This is a genomic window from Sphingomonas jinjuensis (genome assembly GCF_014197105.1).
Classification (GTDB): Bacteria; Pseudomonadota; Alphaproteobacteria; order Sphingomonadales; family Sphingomonadaceae; genus Sphingomonas; species Sphingomonas jinjuensis.
On sequence record NZ_JACIEV010000005.1, the window covers coordinates 41,426 to 59,523 of the forward strand.

Sequence of the window (18,098 nt, forward strand, 5' to 3'; positions counted from 1 at the left end):
TACGTGGTTTCACCCGTCGATCCGGCCGCGATTCATGGCGCGAGCGATGCGCATCACCGCACGCCGTCGAACCTGCGCCTGCGGGTGATCGCCAGCATCGGCATGATCGCGGTGGCTTCATTCGCCCTGTGGTTCGGTGATATTCCGTTCTGGATCCTGGCCGTCGTCGTCGCCCTGCTGATGCTGGCGGAGTGGGCCGATCTGGCCGGGGCCACGCATCGCGAAAAGCGCATCGCGCAATTCGCGCTGTCGGTGCCGCTCGCGCTGATGGCGCCGGCGTCGGTGATCCTCGTCATCCACGACTTCTTCACACTCGGCCTGTTGGCGGGGGCGTTCTTCTTCGTCGCGATCGTGACCGGCAAGCGCCAGCTGGCGTTCGGGACGCTGTATTGCGGGCTGCCCGTTCTCGCGCTGGTGGTGATGCGCCGGCAGGACGCCGGGCTGGTCTATGCCTTCTGGGCGCTCGCGCTGGTGTGGGCGACCGACATCGGCGCCTATGCCGCCGGACGCACGATCGGCGGACCCAAGCTGGCGCCCGCGATCAGCCCGGCGAAGACCTGGGCGGGATTGATCGGGGGCATCCTGCTGGCGAGCGCGCTGGCGGGGGTACTGTATGCCGAGACGGGGCTGCCGGCGCGGTTGGCACTGGCGACCCCCATGCTCGCGGTGCTGGCGCAAATCGGCGACCTCTACGAAAGCTGGCTGAAGCGCCGCTCTGGGGTGAAGGACTCTGGGTCGATCCTGCCCGGCCACGGCGGCGTGCTCGATCGGCTCGATGGCGTCGTGCCGACCGCGCCGCTGGCGGCGCTGCTGGTGCTGTTGCCGTTGCTGTCATCATGAAGACCGTCACCATTCTCGGCGCGACCGGCTCGGTCGGCACATCGACGCTCGATCTCGTCGAGCGCGAGCCCGATCGCTTTCGTGTCGTCGCGCTGACCGCCAATTGCGATGTCGATCGTCTGGCGGCGGCGGCGATCCGCACTGAGGCCGAACTGGCGGTGGTGGCCGACGCCCGCTGCCTGCCGGCGCTAGCCGATGCGCTGGCGGGGACGACGACGCGCGTGGCCGGCGGTGCGGATGCGGTATGCGATGCGGCACGCGGCGCCGACTGGGTGATGGGCGCGATCGTCGGCTGTGCGGGGCTGAAACCGACCATGGCGGCGATCGAGCATGGCGCCACCGTCGTGCTCGCGAACAAGGAGCCGCTGGTGTCGGCTGGCGAGATCATCCTCGCGGCGGCATCGGCAAGCGGCGCGACGCTGCTGCCGGCGGACAGCGAGCATAACGCGATCTTCCAGTGCCTCGACGCCGCGCGGCTCGACAGCGTTCGCCGGATCATCCTGACCGCGAGCGGCGGGCCGTTCCGCGACTGGTCGACCGAGGATATGCGGCTGGTCACGCCGGCGCAGGCGGTCGCGCACCCCAACTGGTCGATGGGCGCCAAGATCTCGGTCGATTCGGCGACGATGATGAACAAGGGCCTTGAACTGATCGAGGCGGCGCGGCTGTTCCCGGTGCCCGCCGACCGGATCGAGGTGGTGCTCCACCGCCAGTCGGTGATCCATTCGATGGTCGATTATATCGACGGGTCGATGCTGGCGCAGCTGGGGCCGAGCGACATGCGCGTACCGATCGCGCACACGCTGGCATATCCGGAACGGATGGCGACGCCGATGGCACCGCTCGATCTCGTCGCGGTCGGTCGGCTCGATTTCGAGGCGTGTGATCCGGTGCGCTTCCCGGCGCTGCGCCTGGCGCGCGCGGCGCTGGAGGCAGGCGGTGCGCGGCCGGCGATTCTCAATGCCGCCAATGAGGTAGCGGTGGCCGCCTTTCTGGCCGGGCGGATCGGCTTCCTCGAAATTGCCGCAATCGTCGAGGATACGCTGCTGCGCTACGCCCCGGCGGCGCCCGCTAGCCTCGACGACGTCCTTGCCGTCGATGCGGAAGCGCGCAGGCTCGCGGGCGAGCGCGTAGAGGATGGCGTCGTTTGATCGAAAATCCCGGCATCCTGTTCTCGGTCCTGGCGTTCCTCTGCGCCATCGGGCCGCTCGTGTTCATTCACGAGATGGGTCATTACACCGCAGGTCGCTTCTTCGGGATCAAGGCCGACGCCTTCTCGATCGGGTTCGGGCGCGAGATCGCGGGCTGGACCGACCGGCTGGGTACGCGGTGGAAGATCGGCTGGCTGCCGCTGGGCGGCTACGTCAAGTTCGCCGGCGACATGAACCCCGCGGGTGTCCCCGACGCGGCGTGGCTGGCGCTGCCGGCGGCCGAACGCGAGCGGACCTTTCAGGCCAAACCGCTGTGGCAGCGTGCGATCGTCGTCGCGGCCGGCCCGTTCGTCAACCTGGCGCTGGCGGTACTGATCCTCGCCGGCTTCGCCTATGCCTATGGCGTCGACCGGACGCCGCCGGTGATCGACCAGGTTGCGGCCGGCACGCCTGCCGCCGCCGCAGGGCTGGCGCCGGGCGACCGCATCGTCGCGATCGACGGGGTCGCGATGGCCACCTTCTCGGACCTTGCCAAGTTCGCGCTGATCCGGCCGGGCCAGGCCGTGGCGGTGACGGTGCAGCGCGACGACCGGCGGCAGGCGATGCCGCTGACGATCGGCACCGTCCGACAGCGCGACCGGTTCGGCAACGAGTATCGCATCGGTCGCCTGGGCATTGCCGGCGGCAAGCCAGTCTATGCGCCGGTGTCGTTGATCGAGGCGCCTCTCGCTGGCGTCCGGGCGACGGCCGAGATCGTATCGGGCACCGTCGAGACGCTGGGCCAGATTATTTCGGGGCGGCGCTCGATCGACGAGCTCGGCGGCCCGATCCGCATCGCCAAGGTGTCGGGCGAGCAGATGTCGCTCGGCTGGCCGGCGTTCGTGTGGCTGCTGGCGCTATTGTCGATCAATCTGGGGTTCATCAACCTGCTGCCAGTGCCGCTGCTCGATGGCGGACATCTGTTGTTCTATGCGGTAGAGGCGGTGCGCCGCCGCCCGCTGGAGCCGCAGGCGCAGGAGTGGGCTTTTCGCGGCGGATTGGCAGCTGTGCTGCTGCTGATGCTGGTGGTGACGTTCAACGACCTTGGCGCGGTCGGTGTGTGGCAGCGATTGGCCGGCTTGATCGGCTGACGCCGTTCGGGCAGGGCGCGCCAGCCGGGTTTGGGCCTTAAGTTTTGGGGTGGGTTGAGTGACGGCCATCAATACGACCAATTTCATGCGCGTCGGCGCCGTGCTGTTGTGCGGCACCGTGCTGTCGGGCGTGCCCGCCATGGCCCAGACGGTACCAGCCGCGCCGCCAGCCGCCACAGGCGCCCAGACGCCGCCGGCACCTGCCGCCGCCGCCGCGCCGGCGCAGGCAGGGACGATCAAGTCGCTCCGGGTCGAGGGATCGCAGCGTATCGAGCCCGAAACGGTGCTCAGCTACACCAAGCTGCGCGTCGGCGCGCCGTATACGGCGGAAACGCTCGACCAGGCGCTGAAGGATCTTCAGGCGTCCGAGCTGTTCGTCGATTATCAGATCTCGGGCGTCGAGGACGGCAACATCGTCCTGCGCGTGCGCGAGAACCCGATCATCAACCGGGTGATCCTGGAGGGCAACAAGCGCCTCAAGGAAGACAAGATCAAGAAGGAGATCAAGCTCGCGCCGCGGCAGATCTTCACGCGCACCGCCGTTCGCCAGGACGTGGCGCGGATCATCGAGCTGTATCGCCGCCAGGGGCGCTTCGCCGCGTCGGTCGAGCCCAAGATGGTCAACCTGGACCAGAACCGCGTCGACGTGGTGTTCGAGGTCAACGAGGGGCCGAAGTCGAAGGTCCGCCAGATCAACATCATCGGTAACGAGGTGTTCGATGACGACAAGCTGCGTGGCGAGATGGTCACCAAGCAGTCGCGCTGGTTTCGCTTGCTGTCGTCGAACACGTCGTACGACCAGGATCGCCTGAACTACGACCAGCAGAAGCTGCGTCAGTTCTATCTGACCGAGGGCTATGCCGACTTCCGCGTCACCAGCGCGGTCGCCGAGCTGACCCCTGACAAGCGCGATTTCATCATCACCTATGTCGTCGAGGAAGGCCCGCGCTATAAGTTCGGTGACGTCTCGGTCGATAGCGAGATCCGCGACTTCGACAACAAGCGGCTCGCCGCATCGCTGCCGATCAAGAAGGGCGACTGGTACAACGCCAAGCTCGTCGAGGACTCGGTCGACCAGCTGAGCGAATCGGCGGGCCTGTTCGGCTATGCCTTCACCGACGTGTCCCCGGAATTCCAGAAGGATACCGAGACGCTGACGATGGGGATGAACTTCCACATCGCGCAGCAGCAGCGCAGCTACGTCGAGAAGATCAACATCACCGGCAACACCAACACTCAGGACAAGGTGGTACGCCGCGAGATGCGCTTGGCCGAGGGCGATGCGTTCAACAGCTTCCAGATGAAACGCTCGCAGGATCGCATCAACAGCCTGGGATTCTTCCAGGACAAGATGGAGATCAAGCCGGTCCAGGGCTCGTCGCCCGACCGCGTGGTGCTCGAGACCAACCTGGAAGAGCGCGCGACCGGCCAGCTGCAGTTGTCGGCGGGCTATTCGAGCCTCGAGCGGTTCATCATCCAGGCCGAGATCACGCAGAACAACTTCCGCGGCAAGGGGCAGACGCTTCGCCTGGGCGTGAACTATTCGGCCTATTCGAAGTCGATCGAGGCTGGGTTCACCGAGCCGTATCTGTTCGACAAGAACGTAGCAGTCGGCGTGGATCTGTTCCGCCGCGACTTCAACTCGTTCAACTTCAACAACAACACTCGCCAGACGACCTATTCGCAGGTGTCGACCGGCTTCCAGATTCGTGCGGGTGTGCCGTTGACCGAATATTGGTCGCTGGCCGGTCGCTATGGCCTCTCGTATGACGAAGTCGGCCTCGACCAGGCGACGTTCTTTACCAATGGCGTCTGCGACCCTGTGCGAGCGGGGCGCTATCTCTGCGAGGCGATCGGCAATCGATGGACTTCATCGATCGGCTACTCGTTGATCTATGACAGCCTCAACAGCCGCCTGCGGCCAACCGCCGGTCAGCGCCTCGCGATCAGCCAGGACTTCGCTGGTCTCGGCGGCGACGTGCGCTACCTGCGCACCCGCGCAGAGGGTTCGAAGTTCTGGAACGTCGGCGGCGGCTTCATCGGCTCGTTCCTCGCCGAAGGGGGCTACATACACAGCTTTGAAAAGAGCCGTGGTCCCGGTATCGATCCGGTGCGCATCACCGATCGTTTTTATCTCGGCGAGCCGCAGTTCCGCGGGTTCGACATCCGCGGCGTCGGCCCGCGCGTTCTTCGTCAAGGCTACACCACCGACAGCACGACCGGTAAACAGATACTGATCACCAACCGCGATCAGATCACCGACGATGCGCTTGGCGGCCGGGCATATTATCTGGCTCGTGCGGAGCTAGAGATCCCGCTTGGTGCAGGCGCACGCGAGCTTGGACTTCGACCCTCGATTTACGTACAGGCCGGAAGCTTGTTTGGGATCACGCGGCCGCTGCCCACCGCGGCCTTCCCGACGATTACAGACGCGAACGGCAACGTTACGGTGCTGCCGACGCGATCGGCGCTCGTCGACTCGGCGGGGCGTCAGCTGTACATCAACACGTCGACGTTGGCCGGCGCGACGGCAGCCACGCAGCAGACGACCACCTGCGCGATTGGTTATTCGGCGACGCTGGGTGGGGCCTGTTCGGGTTCGGAGACCAACGCGATCGCGTTCAGCGACGAGAGCGCGCCGTTCAAGGAAAGCTTCCTCGGCAATTCGGCGAAACCGCGTCTGTCCGTGGGTATCGGCGTCAACTGGAATTCGCCGTTCGGCCCGCTGCGCATCGATCTCGCCAAGGCGCTGCTGACGCAGCCGGGCGACGACCCCAAGCTTGTTACATTCAACGTAGGGACTCAGTTCTGATGAAGATCATCCTCTCGGCGGCCGTCGCCGCCATCGCCATTGCCACCCCGGCGCTCGCGCAGCAGGTGCCCGACGCCAAGATCGCCGTCGTCGACAGCGAGCGTCTGCTCAGCGAATGCACCGCTTGCAAGGCGGCGAACACGCAGCTGCAGGCGCAGGGTACGCAGTTCCAGACCCAGGCGCAGCAGCTTGCCGCGCCGCTCCAGACCGAGGGTCAGGCACTCCAGACCGCCGTCAACGCCGCCAAGGGCACGCCCGATGCCGCGCTGCAGGCGCGCATCCGTGCGTACCAGACCAAGGAGCAGCAGGTTAACCAGCAGCTCCAGGGCCAGCGCGCGACGCTCGAGCGCAACGTCGCCTGGGTACGCCAGCAGATCGGCCAGAAGGCCGGTCCGATCATCCAGACCGTCGCGCAGCAGCGCGGCGCGACGATCGCGCTGGACAAGGGCAGCACGCTGTTCGCGGCGCCCGCCACCGACATCACCGATGCGGTGCTGACCCAGCTCAACAGCCAGCTGCCGAGCGTCAGCACGACCGCGCCGGCACAGACCGCCCCGGCGACCCCCGCGGCGACGACGCCGGCCGCCGGCCGTCCCTCGGGCCGGTGAGCGACGACGCTCCGCAGCGCGAGACACTGACCCAGCTGGATATCGGGCGGGTCATGGCGGCGCTGCCGCATCGCTACCCGATGCTGCTGGTCGACCGTGTCGAGGAACTTGTTCCCGACCGGTCGATCGCGGCGATCAAGGCGGTGACGATCAACGAGGGCTTCTTCCAGGGGCATTTCCCCGGGCGCCCGATCATGCCGGGCGTGCTGATCGTCGAGGCGCTGGCGCAAGCGGCGGGCGTGCTCGCGGTCGAAAGCCTCGGCCTGGCGGGCACGGGCAAGCTGGTCTATTTCATGGCGATCGACGAGGCCAAGTTCCGCAAGCCGGTCGAGCCCGGCGTGCTGCTGCGGCTCGAGGTCGAATTCGTCCAGAAGCGTGCGACGGTCTGCAAATTTGCAGGTGTCGCCCGGATCGACGGCCAGGTCGTCGCTCAGGCGAGCTTCACGGCGATGATCGCGGACCCGCCGAAGGCGTAACGGTCCACCGGGCGTAGCCCCGCCACCTTTGACTTAGCGGCGCCGCTCGCCTATGCGCGCGCCTTCCTTCGGGCTGGTCGGAAACCAGCCATTTCCAGGAGCCGAGACGTGAAGAAAGATATCCATCCCGACTACCACATGATCAAGGTGCAGATGACCGACGGCACCGTGTACGAAACTCGCTCCACCTGGGGCAAGGAAGGCGACACGATGACGCTCGAAATCGATCCCTTGGCGCACCCGGCGTGGACCGGAGGTCGCGGCCAGCTGCTCGATCAGGGCGGTCAGGTTGCGCGCTTCAACAAGCGCTTCGGCGGCGGTCTGACGCTGCGCAAGTAACGCCGTATAAACCATCTTGGCCCTACATTCTTGGGGATGTTCGCGGCCGAGTTCGAATCAGCATCAGGCGATGGCCGGCGTAGCCCACGGGTTGCGCCGGTCGCGCTCGATGCGCAGCTTGGCATCGGCGGTCGGGCGCTGTGCAAGGTCGTCGACATCTCGGTCAGCGGCGCCAAGATCCAGACCTATTCGCTGCTCCAGCGTGGCAGCCTGATCTTCCTGAAATTGCCGGGCGCAGGCCGCGTGGCGGCCGAGGTCGTCTGGGCCAACGACTTCCTGGCCGGTTGCGAATTCCGCAAGCCGCTTGGCCCCAGGGCCTATGCCGCACTGCTCGCGCAGACCGAAGTCTGAGCGGTGCTGGCGGAGAGGGTGGGATTCGAACCCACGGTGAGCGTGAACCCACGGCGGTTTTCAAGACCGCTGCCTTAAACCACTCGGCCACCTCTCCGCGCTATCAGTGCCGATACGGGTATCGCGGCCATTCGTGCAAGCCTCGCGATGGCGCGAGCTTTCACACTGTCGGCCGGCATGCGAGGATTACAGGCATGACGGGGGAAGTTCGGCGCATCGTCGCCATCATGGTGTCAGCGCTGCTGGCTGGCGCGACGCCGGCTGCGGCGCAGGACGAGGCGGGGTTCCAGGCCTATCTGCCGACGCTGCGGGCGCAGGCGATCGCGGACGGGGTGACGCCGGCGACCGCGGATGCGGTGTTCCCGACGCTGACGCTGAGCGACCGGACGATCGAGCTCGATCGCGCGCAGCCCGGCGCGGCCGGCCCGCAGACGGCATCACCGCCGTTCGCGCCCTACAAGGCGTCGCACGTCGATGCCGCGCGGATCGGTCGCGGGCAGGTGACCTATCGCGCGCAGCGGGCGCAGCTCTCCAGTGTAGAACGGTCGACCGGCGTGCCCGAGTCGATCATGGTCGCGATCTGGGGCCACGAGACCAACTACGGCGCCTATACCGGCAACTTCGACCTGCTGCGCAGCCTCGCCAGCCTTGCCTATGAGGGGCGGCGGCGATCGCTGTTCGCTGGCGAGTTCGTCGCTGCGCTGAAGATGATCGACCGCGGCGTACCGCGCGAGCAATTGAAGGGCAGCTGGGCGGGCGCGACGGGCAATCCGCAGTTCCTGCCGTCGGTGTATTTGCGCGTCGCGCGCGATGGCGATGGCGACGGGCGTGCCGATATCTGGACGAATGCCGCGGACACGCTGGCATCGATCGGCAATTACTTCGCCGATGCCGGCTGGCGACCTGGCCAACCCTGGGGGCTGGCGGTGTCGGTGCCGCCGACTTTCGATCGCGGCCTGATGACGAACAAGCTGGTTGCGCCGCGCTGCCCCCGCGTGTTCCAGCGGCATAGCGGCTGGAAGACGATGGCGGAATGGAGGGCGCTCGGGATCGCGCCGATCGACCGTCCGTGGCCGGGCGACGATGTGCTTGCCACTCTGTTCGAGCCGGACGGGCAGGGCCAGACCGCCTACCTGCTCACCGGCAACTACCGCGTCATCCTCGATTACAACTGCTCCAACTTCTACGCCCTGTCGGTGGGGCTGCTGGCCGATGCGGTCGAGCGCTAAGGCGGTCGCCGCCAGCGCGCTGCTGGCGTTCGCGAGCGGTGCCGGCGCGGCGGAGCGGTATCAGCAAACCGGCCTTGCCAGCTGGTACGGTGCCGAACTCGCCGGGGCGCGTACCGCATCGGGCGCCCGTTTCGATCCGGCGGGGTTGAGCGCGGCGCACCGCTCGCTGCCGCTTGGATCGTTCGTCGAGGTGACAGCGCTCGACAGCGGTCGATCGGTCCTCGTGCTCGTCAACGATCGCGGGCCGCATCGGCGTGATCGCCTGATTGATCTGTCGCACGGCGCGGCGAAAGCGCTGGGAATGAACGGGCGCTCGTTCACCCGGGTGCGCCTGCGCGCCGTCGAGCGCGGCGACCTCGACGCCGTCCGCCGGTCGTCGACCCCGACCGTGGCGCTCGTCGCCAGCGACAATCGCGCAATGGTTCGTCCGGCTACCCCGGCGCTGGATCCTCGCCGCCGCTATCTGCTTCAGGTCGCAACCTTTTCGAGCGCAACCCGCGCGCAGGCGCTGGCGCGGGCGGTCGATGGTGCGGCCATGGCGTCGCATGGGCTGTGGCGCGTGCAAATCGGCCCGATGAAGGCCGGCGAGGTGCAGCGGGCGCGTGACGCGGTCGCCGAGCGGGGCTATGGCGATGCCCGCATCCTGCCCGCTGTGGCCATGACGGAAGACCGATGAACAAGCTGATCGCTGCCCCCATCCTTGCCCTCGCGCTCGCCTGCCCCTCGATCGCGGCAGCGCCGCAGTTCCAGACGACGGCGCCGATCGCCTATCTGGAGGATCTGTCGTCGGGTGCGGTGCTGTTCAGCCGCGACGCCGACCGACGCATGCCGCCAGCGTCGATGGCGAAGATGATGACGGTTTATGTCGCGTTCGACATGGTCAAGCGCGGCGAGCTGAAGCTCGACCAGATGATGACGGTCCGCCCCGAGACGTGGCAGAAGTGGCATGGCCCCGCGGCGGGATCGACGATGTTCCTGTCGGCCAACGAGCAGGTCAGCGTCGCCAATCTGCTCTACGGGATCGTGACGCTGTCGGGCAACGACGCGTGCGTCGTGCTGGCCGAGGGCATTTCCGGCTCGGAGCAGGCGTTCGTCGAGCGCATGAACCGCAAGGCGCAGGAGATCGGCCTGTCGAACAGCCATTTCGGCACCTCGAACGGCTGGCCCGACAACGGCGTCACCTACGTCACCGCGCGTGACCTGGCGCATCTGGCCGACAAGACGATCACCAACTTTCCGCAATTGTATAAGCAGTTCTATTCGCGCCGGGATTTTACCTGGGGCAAGACCATGGGTGGCAACGAGATCACTCAGGCGAACCGCGATCCGCTGCTGGGGCGCGTCGCCGGTGCCGATGGCCTGAAGACCGGCCATACCGAGGAAGCGGGCTATGGCTTCACCGGTTCGGCCGAACAGAACGGCCGGCGGCTGGTGATGGTGATGGCCGGGCTGTCGAGCTTCAACCAGCGCATCGAAGAATCGGTTCGCTTCATGGATTGGGGCTTTCGCGCATGGCAGGCCAAGCCGGTCGTCGCGGCGGGCAAGCAGGTCGAGACAGCCAACGTCCAGATGGGTTCGGCATCGAAGGTCGGCCTGGTCGCGCCGCGCCAGTTGACGGTGACGGTGCCCGCGGGTGCCGTACCGGCGATGAGCGCCAAGGTGGTCTATGACGGGCCGATCAAGGCGCCGATCGCCAAGGGCCAGCATATCGCCGATCTGGTCATCACGTCGCCCGACCTGCCCGAGCAGCGCCTGCCGCTCGTCGCCGCCGATAACGTGAGCGAGGCCGGCTTCTTCGGACGCGCCTGGGCCGGGCTGACCTCGTTCTTCGGCTGACGTCATGGCGGCGGTGATCGGTCATGCCGCCGCGCGCGAGGCGTTTGCGAGCGCGATACGTTCGGGCGCGCTCCATCACGCCTGGCTGCTGGTCGGGCCACAGGGCGTCGGTAAGGCGACGTTCGCGCGTGCGGTGGCGATCGAGCTGCTGGCCGCGGGCGCCGACCCGGCGCGCACGGCCTCGTTGATCGAGGCGGGATCCCACCCGGACTATCGCCGCCTGGCGCGGCTGCCCAAGGATGCCGAGAAGCCCGACCAGGACCTTGCGCGCAGCATTACCATCGCGCAGGTCCGCGGGCTCCAGCCGATGTTCGCGACCGCGCCCTCGATGGGATCGCGGCGCATCGTCGTCATCGATGCCGCCGACGACCTGGAGCGGGGCGGGGCCAATGCGCTGCTCAAGAGCCTGGAGGAGCCGCCGAGCGGCACGATGTTCCTCCTCGTCAGCCATGCGCCCGCGCGGTTGCTGCCGACGATCCGATCGCGGTGCCGGCTGCTCCGTTTCGCGGCGCTGGCGGATGGCGAGGTGAGGGCGGTGTTGCGCGAGCAGCTGCCCAACGAAGACGATCTGGAGCCGTTGGTCGCGATCGCGGATGGTTCGCCCGGCCGGGCGCTGCGCTACGCCGGGCTCGACGTTGCCAAGCTCGATGCCGCGATAGAGGCGATCATTGCCGAGGGGGATCGTGACAATGTCCGGCGGCTGGCGCTTGGACGATCGCTCGCCGGCAAGGCGGCGTCGCAGCGCTATGAGGCGTTTCTGGAGCGGGCGCCCGCAATCATCGCGCGCGCGGCACGGGGGCGGAGCGGACCGGCGCTTAAGGCGGCGCTCGATGCCCATGCGGCGGCGCGCGAGCTATCCGGTGCGGCGCTCGGTTTATCGCTCGATCCGCAATCGACCGCGATCGAGATGGCCGGGATCGCCGCGACGCTGCGCTAGGTGCTTCACCTCTCGCGCGGCATCGCCTAGAGCGCGGGCCATGGCCGAGCCTTATTACATCACGACCGCGATCCATTACCCGAACGGCCGCCCGCACATCGGCCACGCCTATGAGATGGTCGCCGCCGACGTCATCGCCCGCTTCCAGCGCCAGGCGGGGCGTGACGTCCTGTTCCAGACGGGGACCGACGAACACGGACTGAAGATGGCGCAGGCGGCGCGCGCGCGGGGCATCGAAACGCGTGCCTTCGCGGATGAAATGTCGTCCCATTTCAAGGAAATGGCCGATCGCCTTGATATCTCGTACGATCGGTTCATCCGTACCGTCGATCCCGATCATTACCGCGCCAGCCAGGCGATCTGGCAGGCGATGGCGGAAGCTGGGGACCTGTATCTCAGCCGCTACGAGGGCTGGTATTCGGTCCGCGACGAGGCGTTCTACGACGAGAAGGAACTGACGGGGGAAGGCGACGAGCGACTCTCGCCGCAGGGCACGCCGGTGGAATGGACCGCGGAGGAGACGTGGTTCTTCCGCCTGTCGAAATATCAGCAGCCGTTGCTCGACCTTTATGCCGCGAATCCCGACTTCATCCGCCCCGAAAGCCGCCGCAACGAGGTGATGCGCTTCGTCGAGGGCGGGCTGTCCGACCTGTCGGTGTCGCGGACCAGTTTCGATTGGGGCGTGCCGGTGCCGGGCAGCGACGGCCATGTCATGTACGTGTGGGTCGATGCGCTGACCAACTATCTGACCGGCGCCGGCTATCCGGACGGCGACATGCGTCACTGGCCGGCCGACCTTCACCTGATCGGCAAGGACATCGTCCGCTTTCACGCGGTCTATTGGCCAGCCTTCCTGATGTCGGCGGGCGTGCCGCTGCCCAAGTCGGTGTTTGGCCATGGCCATGTGCTGGCACGCGACGGCAGCAAGATGTCGAAGTCGGTCGGCAACGTCGTCGATCCGATGGCGCTGGTCGACCTCTATGGCATCGATCCGGTTCGCTATTTCCTGATGCGCGACGTCAGCTTCGGCCAGGACGGCAGCTTTTCGGCCGAGGCGATCGTGGCGCGCGCCAACGCCGACCTGTCGAACAGCTTCGGCAATCTCGCGCAGCGGACGCTGTCGTTCATCGCCAAGAACCTCGACGGCGCGATGCCGGGCGCGGGCAGGGCGGACCCGGCCGACGCGATGCTGATCGAGGAAGTCGTCGTCGCCTGCGCCGGCTTGACGTCGGCGTTCGCTGACTTGGCGCTAAGCCAGGGGCTGGAGGCGTGGATGCGCGGCGTGTTTGCCTGCAACCAATATATCGATGTCCAGGCGCCCTGGGCGCTCCGCAAGACCGATCCCGAGCGGATGGAGGCGGTGCTGCGCACGCTCGTCCGCGCGATCCGCATGCTGGCGATCGCCATCCTGCCGGTGGTGCCGACGGCAGCGGGCAAGCTGCTCGACCTGCTCGGCGCCGAGGCGCGCGATCATGCGGCGATCGATGACGACGGCTGGTACGATCGCCAGGTGGCGACTGGCTTCCGCTTCGCAACGCCGACGGCGGCCTTCCCACGCCTGGAAATGCCCGCGGCCGAGGCGGAAGCCTGATGTTCGCCGACAGCCACTGCCACCTGAACTACAAGGGATTGGCCGAGGAGCAGGCCGCGGTGCTGGCGCGCGCGAGGGCGGCCGGCGTCGGCGTGATGCTCAACATCGCGACGCGCGAGAGCGAGTGGGATGCGGTGCTGGCGACCGCCGAGCGCGAGGAGGACGTCTGGGCCTCGGTCGGCATCCATCCGCACGAGGCCGACCAGCACGCGCATATCGACACCACCCGCCTCGTCGAGCGCGCCAGCCATCCCCGCGTGATCGGGATCGGCGAGAGCGGCCTCGACTATTTCTACGACCATTCCGATCGGGATCGGCAGCAAGCCAGTTTCCGGGCCCATATCGCTGCGGCACGCGAGAGCGGGTTGCCGATCATCGTCCACACCCGCGATGCCGAAGCCGACACGATCGACATCCTGGCCGACGAGATGGGGAAGGGGGCCTTTTCCGGCGTCATTCACTGTTTCACGGCCAGTGGCGACTTCGCCGACAAGGCGATGGCGCTGGGCCTGTATATCTCGATATCCGGTATCGTGACGTTCAAGAACGCCAAGGACCTGCAGGAAACGGCGGCGCGGCTGCCGCTCGATCGGCTGCTGATCGAAACCGACGCGCCGTTCCTCGCCCCCGTACCGCACCGCGGGAAGACCGGCGAGCCGGCGTTCGTCGCCGATACTGCCCGCTTCCTGGCGAACCTGCGCGGCGAGCCGGTCGACGAGCTGGCGCGGAGGACGGCGGACAACTTCTTCACGCTGTTCGCGAAAGCCCGCGGGTGAGGGTGCGGATCCTCGGTTCGGGGACGTCGTCTGGCGTACCGCGGATCGGGAACGACTGGGGCGCGTGCGACCCCATGGAGCCGCGCAACCGACGCCTGCGTTCGTCGCTGCTCGTCGAGCATGAGGGCACACGCATCCTCCTCGACACCAGCCCGGACCTGCGCGAGCAGCTGCTGGCGGCGGACATCGACCGCGTCGACGCGATCATCTGGACGCACGACCATGCCGATCACTGCCACGGCATCGACGACGTCCGCCAGATATTCCATGCGCTCGGAAGGCCGGTCGTCGGCTTTGCCCGCGCCGCGACGCTCGACGTCCTGAGCGATCGCTTCGCCTACGTGTTCAGGGGGCGCGCAGGCTATCCGTCGACGGTGGAGGCACAGCCGTTACCGGATCGGCTGCGCATCGGCGGGATCGAGATCGAGGTGGTCGACCAGCCTCATGGGTCGATCCAATCGGCCGGTCTCCGCTTCACGGCCAACGGCCACAGTGTCGGCTATGCCACTGACTTTCATGAGCTGACGTCGGACATGCGTTCGCTCTACACCGACCTCGACCTGTGGATCGTCGACGCGTTGCGCTATGCCCCGCATCCCACCCACCCCGATGTCCCGACCGTCCTGCAATGGGTCGATGACCTGCGCCCCATCCGGACAGCCTTGGTACATATGGATCAGTCCATGGATTATGCGACGCTGGTCGCGGCGTTGCCGCCGGGGGTAGAGCCCGGCTACGACGGGATGGAATTCGCGCTATGACGCCCGACATCGGGGGCAATCTGTTCTTTTATCTGGTGCTGCTCATCCTGCCGGTGTCGGCACTGATCGCGCGGCGCGTCCCGGTTCTTCGCGTCCTGCTGCAGCTGGCGACCTGGGGTGTCCTGTTCGGCATCCTTTATGTCGTGGTCGCGCAACGCGAACAGTTCGATCCGTATCTCCAGCGCGTGGCGGCGATGCTCAATATCGGCGAGCAGAAGGTCGTCGGCCAGGAGACCCGGATCGCGATGGCGCCCGACGGCCATTTCTGGGCGCGCGTGACGATCGACGGCGTTCCACGGCGACTGCTGGTCGACAGTGGCGCCACGACGACGGCGCTGTCAGTCCGCACCGCGGCGGCGGCGGGGCTCGACGTCAAGAAAAGTCCGTTTCCGGTGATCCTCAATACCGCGAACGGAACGATCACCGCGGAAACCGCTACCGTGAAGGAACTGCGGCTGGGCGACATTGTCGCTCGCGACATCGGCGTCGTCGTGTCGCCGGCGTTCGGCGATGGCGACGTGCTGGGGATGAACTTCCTGTCACGGTTGAAGTCATGGCGGGTCGAGGGGCGGACGTTGATCCTGACGCCGCACCACCATCAGGATTTTACATAATGAATATTATCGATCTTGTGGGGATGGTTTAGCGCCATGGTTGATCGGCTGCTGACGATCATGGCCAAACTCCGTGGTCCCGAGGGCTGCGAATGGGATCGGGCGCAGGATTGGGCCTCGATCGCGCCCTATACGATCGAGGAAGCCTATGAAGTCGCCGACGCCATCGAGCGTGACGATGTCGGTGACCTGAAGGACGAATTGGGCGATCTGTTGCTTCAGGTCGTCTTCCACGCTCGGATTGCCGAGGAAGCCGGCGCGTTCGCATTTCCCGATGTCGTCGACGCGATCAGCGACAAGATGGAGCGTCGTCACCCGCATATCTTCGGCGATGCCCCCGGGGGCGGCCATCATCTGTGGGAGGCGATCAAGGCGGAGGAACGCGCCGCGAAGTCGGATGGAAGCGCCATCGCCGGCGTAGCGGCCGGGTTGCCGGCGCTGACGCGTGCCGAAAAACTACAGAACCGCGCCGCGCGCGTCGGCTTCGATTGGCCAGACCTTGCCGGTCCTCGCGCCAAGATCGACGAGGAGCTGGCCGAGATCGCCGATGCCTCGCCGGAGACGTTGGCCGAGGAAGTCGGCGACCTGCTACTTGCCGTCGTCAACTTCGCACGGCATCTGAAGGTCGACCCGGAGGCTGCTCTGCGCGCGGCAAACAACAAGTTCGAGAATCGGTTTCGCGCGATCGAGGCCCTGGGCGGCGAGGGGTTCGCCGACCTACCGCTCGATGCCAAGGAAGCGCTGTGGCAGCAGGTCAAGCGCGGCGGCTGATAGGAGCGAAAGGGCGGCGCCCTACCCCTCCCCGCCGTTACGGCGCACGAACCGATCGTGATCCGCCGGGGCCATCCGCACCTCATAATGGGCATGATCGCCGTCGACCTCGTGCCCCAGCACCTCGCCGTGCTGGTGGAGCCACGCCGCACCAGCGCCGTCGGCGGCATCGAGCGTGATCGAGTAGCGGCGATGGCCGGCAGTCAGTAGCTCCGCCACCTCGGCGATCAGACGATCGACCCCTTCTCCGTCCAGCGCCGAGATCGCCGCGACGTCGCTGCGTCGTGCCGCCTCGGCCAGGATATCCTCGTGTCGCTCGGCGTCGAGCAGGTCGAGCTTGTTCCACGCCTCGATCCGCGGCGTTTCTGCATCGACGCCGATCTCGGTGAGGACATTCTCGACGTCGGTGCGCTGCGCCTCGGTATCGGGATGCGCGATGTCGCGAACGTGGATCAGCAGGTCGGCTGAGACCACCTCTTCCAGCGTCGCCTTGAACGCCGCCACCAGCTGCGTCGGCAGATCGGAGACGAAGCCCACGGTATCCGAGAGGATCGCCTTGTCGATGCCGGGCAGGCTGATTTGGCGAAGTGTGGGATCGAGAGTGGCGAAGAGGAGGTTCTCCGCCATGACGTCAGCGCCGGTCAACCGGTTGAAGAGCGTGGACTTTCCGGCGTTGGTGTACCCCACGAGCGCGATCACCGGCCACGGCGCGCGCTGGCGACGCTCGCGGTGCAGGCCGCGCGTTCGGCTCACCTGCTCGAGCTCGCGCCGGAGCCGTGCCATCCGGTCGCGGATCAAACGTCGATCCGCCTCGATCTGCGTTTCGCCCGGTCCGCCGAGGAAGCCAAAGCCGCCGCGCTGCCGCTCGAGGTGGGTCCAGCTGCGCACCAGTCGACCCGCCTGATAGTCGAGATGCGCCAGCTCGACCTGGAGCCGCCCTTCCGCGGTCGCCGCCCGCTCGCCGAAGATTTCGAGGATCAGGCCGGTGCGATCGATCACCTTGGCTTCGAGCGCGGTCTCGAGGTTGCGCTGCTGGACCGGAGTCAGGCTGGCGTCGAAGACGACCAGTGCCGCCTCTTCCATCCGCGCCGTGGCGGCGAGCTGTTCGACTTGGCCGCTCCCGATCAGCGTCGCCGGCTTGGGCGCGCGCACGCGGAACGCGACCCGATCGGTGACGTCGAGCCCGATTGCGGCCGCCAGCCCCGCCGTCTCCTCGAGCCGGGCATCGGCGTCACGGGTGGAATCACCGCGGTCGGGGAGGACGACGATCGCCTTGGCGCCGCGGGCGAAGTCGTCGCGGTCGCGTTCGAAGCCGGTGGTCAAGCGTCCTCGTCCTCGCCGCCGTCGTCGGCAAGGTTGAGCGGACGCGCCGGCTGGATCGTCGACACCGCATGCTTGTAGACCAGCTGGACCATGCCCTCGCGCTGGAGCAGCATGCAGAACAGATCGAAGCCGGCGATATGCCCCTGGAGCATGACGCCGTTGATGAGGAACATCGTCACCGATTCGTCGGACCGCTTCACCGCGCCGAGGAAGATTTCCTGAAGCAGTGGCTGCTTCTTCTGCGGCTCACCGACCGCATCGACGATCGGCGCGATATCCATCGTGCCCGCGGGCATGATCGTGGAAATCGCATGTTTGTAGATGAGCTGGCTCTGCCCGTCGCGGCGCAACAGCACCGAGAAATTGTCGAACCAGGTCACGATTCCCTGCAGCTTCACGCCCTTGACGAGGAACATCGTCACCGGGGTCTTGGATTTGCGAAGCGCGTTGAGGAACAGATCCTGGAGCGATCCCTGCTTGTCGGCCATGTTGCCCTTCCTTCTTGTTGGCGAGCCGTTCGCTCGCTGTGCGCCGTTTCCCGGCGTCGGATGAC

18 protein-coding genes, 1 tRNA gene and 1 pseudogene are annotated in these 18,098 nt (G+C 66.8%); 17 read left to right on the forward strand and 3 right to left on the reverse strand.

Features of this window, described 5'->3' with window-relative positions; translation table 11 throughout:
- Positions 1-3: 3 nt before the first annotated feature.
- The 8 genes from GGQ80_RS09595 to GGQ80_RS09630 all read left to right on the forward strand — a co-directional run bounded on the left by GGQ80_RS09595 (position 4) and on the right by GGQ80_RS09630 (position 7,707).
- On the forward strand, positions 4-840 hold the full coding sequence (locus tag GGQ80_RS09595) for a phosphatidate cytidylyltransferase (RefSeq protein ID WP_425506038.1): 837 nt from the start codon (positions 4-6) through the stop codon (positions 838-840).
- Entirely contained in the window at positions 837-1,991 is a 1,155-nt protein-coding gene (locus tag GGQ80_RS09600) for a 1-deoxy-D-xylulose-5-phosphate reductoisomerase (protein ID WP_183984192.1), read from the forward strand. The genes GGQ80_RS09595 and GGQ80_RS09600 overlap by 4 nt, the downstream gene beginning before the upstream one ends.
- Entirely contained in the window at positions 1,988-3,121 is a 1,134-nt protein-coding gene (rseP, locus tag GGQ80_RS09605; protein WP_183984194.1) for an RIP metalloprotease RseP, read from the forward strand. Before GGQ80_RS09600 ends, rseP begins: the two co-directional genes overlap by 4 nt.
- 85 nt (positions 3,122-3,206) lie before the next feature.
- On the forward strand, positions 3,207-5,933 hold the full coding sequence (gene bamA / locus GGQ80_RS09610; protein WP_183984666.1) for an outer membrane protein assembly factor BamA: 2,727 nt from the start codon (positions 3,207-3,209) through the stop codon (positions 5,931-5,933).
- Entirely contained in the window at positions 5,933-6,541 is a 609-nt protein-coding gene (locus tag GGQ80_RS09615) for an OmpH/Skp family outer membrane protein (RefSeq protein WP_183984196.1), read from the forward strand. The genes bamA and GGQ80_RS09615 overlap by 1 nt, the downstream gene beginning before the upstream one ends.
- Positions 6,538-7,017 carry a 3-hydroxyacyl-ACP dehydratase FabZ gene (fabZ, locus tag GGQ80_RS09620; RefSeq protein WP_343050991.1) on the forward strand — a complete coding sequence of 160 codons (480 nt, stop codon included), beginning with the start codon at positions 6,538-6,540 and terminating at the stop codon, positions 7,015-7,017. Before GGQ80_RS09615 ends, fabZ begins: the two co-directional genes overlap by 4 nt.
- 108 nt (positions 7,018-7,125) lie before the next feature.
- The gene (gene rpmE / locus GGQ80_RS09625; RefSeq protein ID WP_183984198.1) at positions 7,126-7,356 is read left to right on the forward strand and encodes a 50S ribosomal protein L31; all 231 of its coding nucleotides are present in this window, start codon (positions 7,126-7,128) and stop codon (positions 7,354-7,356) included.
- 36 nt (positions 7,357-7,392) lie between these two features.
- Positions 7,393-7,707 carry a PilZ domain-containing protein gene (locus tag GGQ80_RS09630; RefSeq protein ID WP_183984670.1) on the forward strand — a complete coding sequence of 105 codons (315 nt, stop codon included), beginning with the start codon at positions 7,393-7,395 and terminating at the stop codon, positions 7,705-7,707.
- A gap of 7 nt (positions 7,708-7,714) precedes the next feature.
- Here the strand turns inward: GGQ80_RS09630 and GGQ80_RS09635 are convergent.
- Positions 7,715-7,804: transfer RNA gene (locus GGQ80_RS09635), tRNA-Ser, on the reverse strand.
- 130 nt (positions 7,805-7,934) lie between these two features.
- On the opposite strand from GGQ80_RS09635, the gene GGQ80_RS09640 reads away from it, so the two are divergent.
- The 9 genes from GGQ80_RS09640 to mazG are packed head-to-tail and all read left to right on the forward strand — an operon-like array spanning position 7,935 to position 16,222.
- Positions 7,935-8,936, forward strand: a complete 1,002-nt coding sequence (locus GGQ80_RS09640) for a lytic murein transglycosylase (protein ID WP_425506044.1) — start codon at positions 7,935-7,937, stop codon at positions 8,934-8,936.
- Complete coding sequence (locus tag GGQ80_RS09645; protein WP_183984202.1) at positions 8,920-9,612, forward strand: septal ring lytic transglycosylase RlpA family protein; 693 nt, start codon at positions 8,920-8,922, stop codon at positions 9,610-9,612. The genes GGQ80_RS09640 and GGQ80_RS09645 overlap by 17 nt, the downstream gene beginning before the upstream one ends.
- Entirely contained in the window at positions 9,609-10,772 is a 1,164-nt protein-coding gene (locus GGQ80_RS09650; protein WP_183984204.1) for a D-alanyl-D-alanine carboxypeptidase family protein, read from the forward strand. Before GGQ80_RS09645 ends, GGQ80_RS09650 begins: the two co-directional genes overlap by 4 nt.
- A 4-nt stretch (positions 10,773-10,776) precedes the next feature.
- Positions 10,777-11,709, forward strand: coding sequence for an AAA family ATPase (locus GGQ80_RS09655; protein WP_183984206.1), 933 nt, complete (start codon positions 10,777-10,779; stop codon positions 11,707-11,709).
- Positions 11,710-11,749: 40 nt separating this feature from the next.
- Positions 11,750-13,300: a methionine--tRNA ligase gene (gene metG, locus GGQ80_RS09660; RefSeq protein ID WP_183984208.1), complete on the forward strand. Its 1,551-nt coding sequence runs from the start codon at positions 11,750-11,752 to the stop codon at positions 13,298-13,300.
- On the forward strand, positions 13,300-14,076 hold the full coding sequence (locus tag GGQ80_RS09665; protein WP_183984210.1) for a TatD family hydrolase: 777 nt from the start codon (positions 13,300-13,302) through the stop codon (positions 14,074-14,076). Before metG ends, GGQ80_RS09665 begins: the two co-directional genes overlap by 1 nt.
- Entirely contained in the window at positions 14,073-14,837 is a 765-nt protein-coding gene (locus tag GGQ80_RS09670; RefSeq protein ID WP_343050992.1) for an MBL fold metallo-hydrolase, read from the forward strand. The genes GGQ80_RS09665 and GGQ80_RS09670 overlap by 4 nt, the downstream gene beginning before the upstream one ends.
- Complete coding sequence (locus GGQ80_RS09675) at positions 14,834-15,451, forward strand: retropepsin-like aspartic protease family protein (protein WP_183984214.1); 618 nt, start codon at positions 14,834-14,836, stop codon at positions 15,449-15,451. Before GGQ80_RS09670 ends, GGQ80_RS09675 begins: the two co-directional genes overlap by 4 nt.
- Positions 15,452-15,487: 36 nt before the next feature.
- The gene (mazG, locus tag GGQ80_RS09680) at positions 15,488-16,222 is read left to right on the forward strand and encodes a nucleoside triphosphate pyrophosphohydrolase (RefSeq protein ID WP_183984216.1); all 735 of its coding nucleotides are present in this window, start codon (positions 15,488-15,490) and stop codon (positions 16,220-16,222) included.
- A gap of 21 nt (positions 16,223-16,243) precedes the next feature.
- On the opposite strand, the gene hflX is transcribed toward mazG, so the two are convergent.
- Together hflX and hfq are read right to left on the reverse strand one after the other, a co-directional pair.
- Positions 16,244-17,545, reverse strand: a complete 1,302-nt coding sequence (gene hflX, locus GGQ80_RS09685; RefSeq protein ID WP_183984218.1) for a GTPase HflX — start codon at positions 17,543-17,545, stop codon at positions 16,244-16,246.
- A pseudogene (gene hfq / locus GGQ80_RS09690) lies at positions 17,542-18,093 on the reverse strand (RNA chaperone Hfq); the annotation flags it as partial. The pseudogene hfq and the gene hflX, both read right to left, overlap by 4 nt.
- Positions 18,094-18,098: the final 5 nt, after the last annotated feature.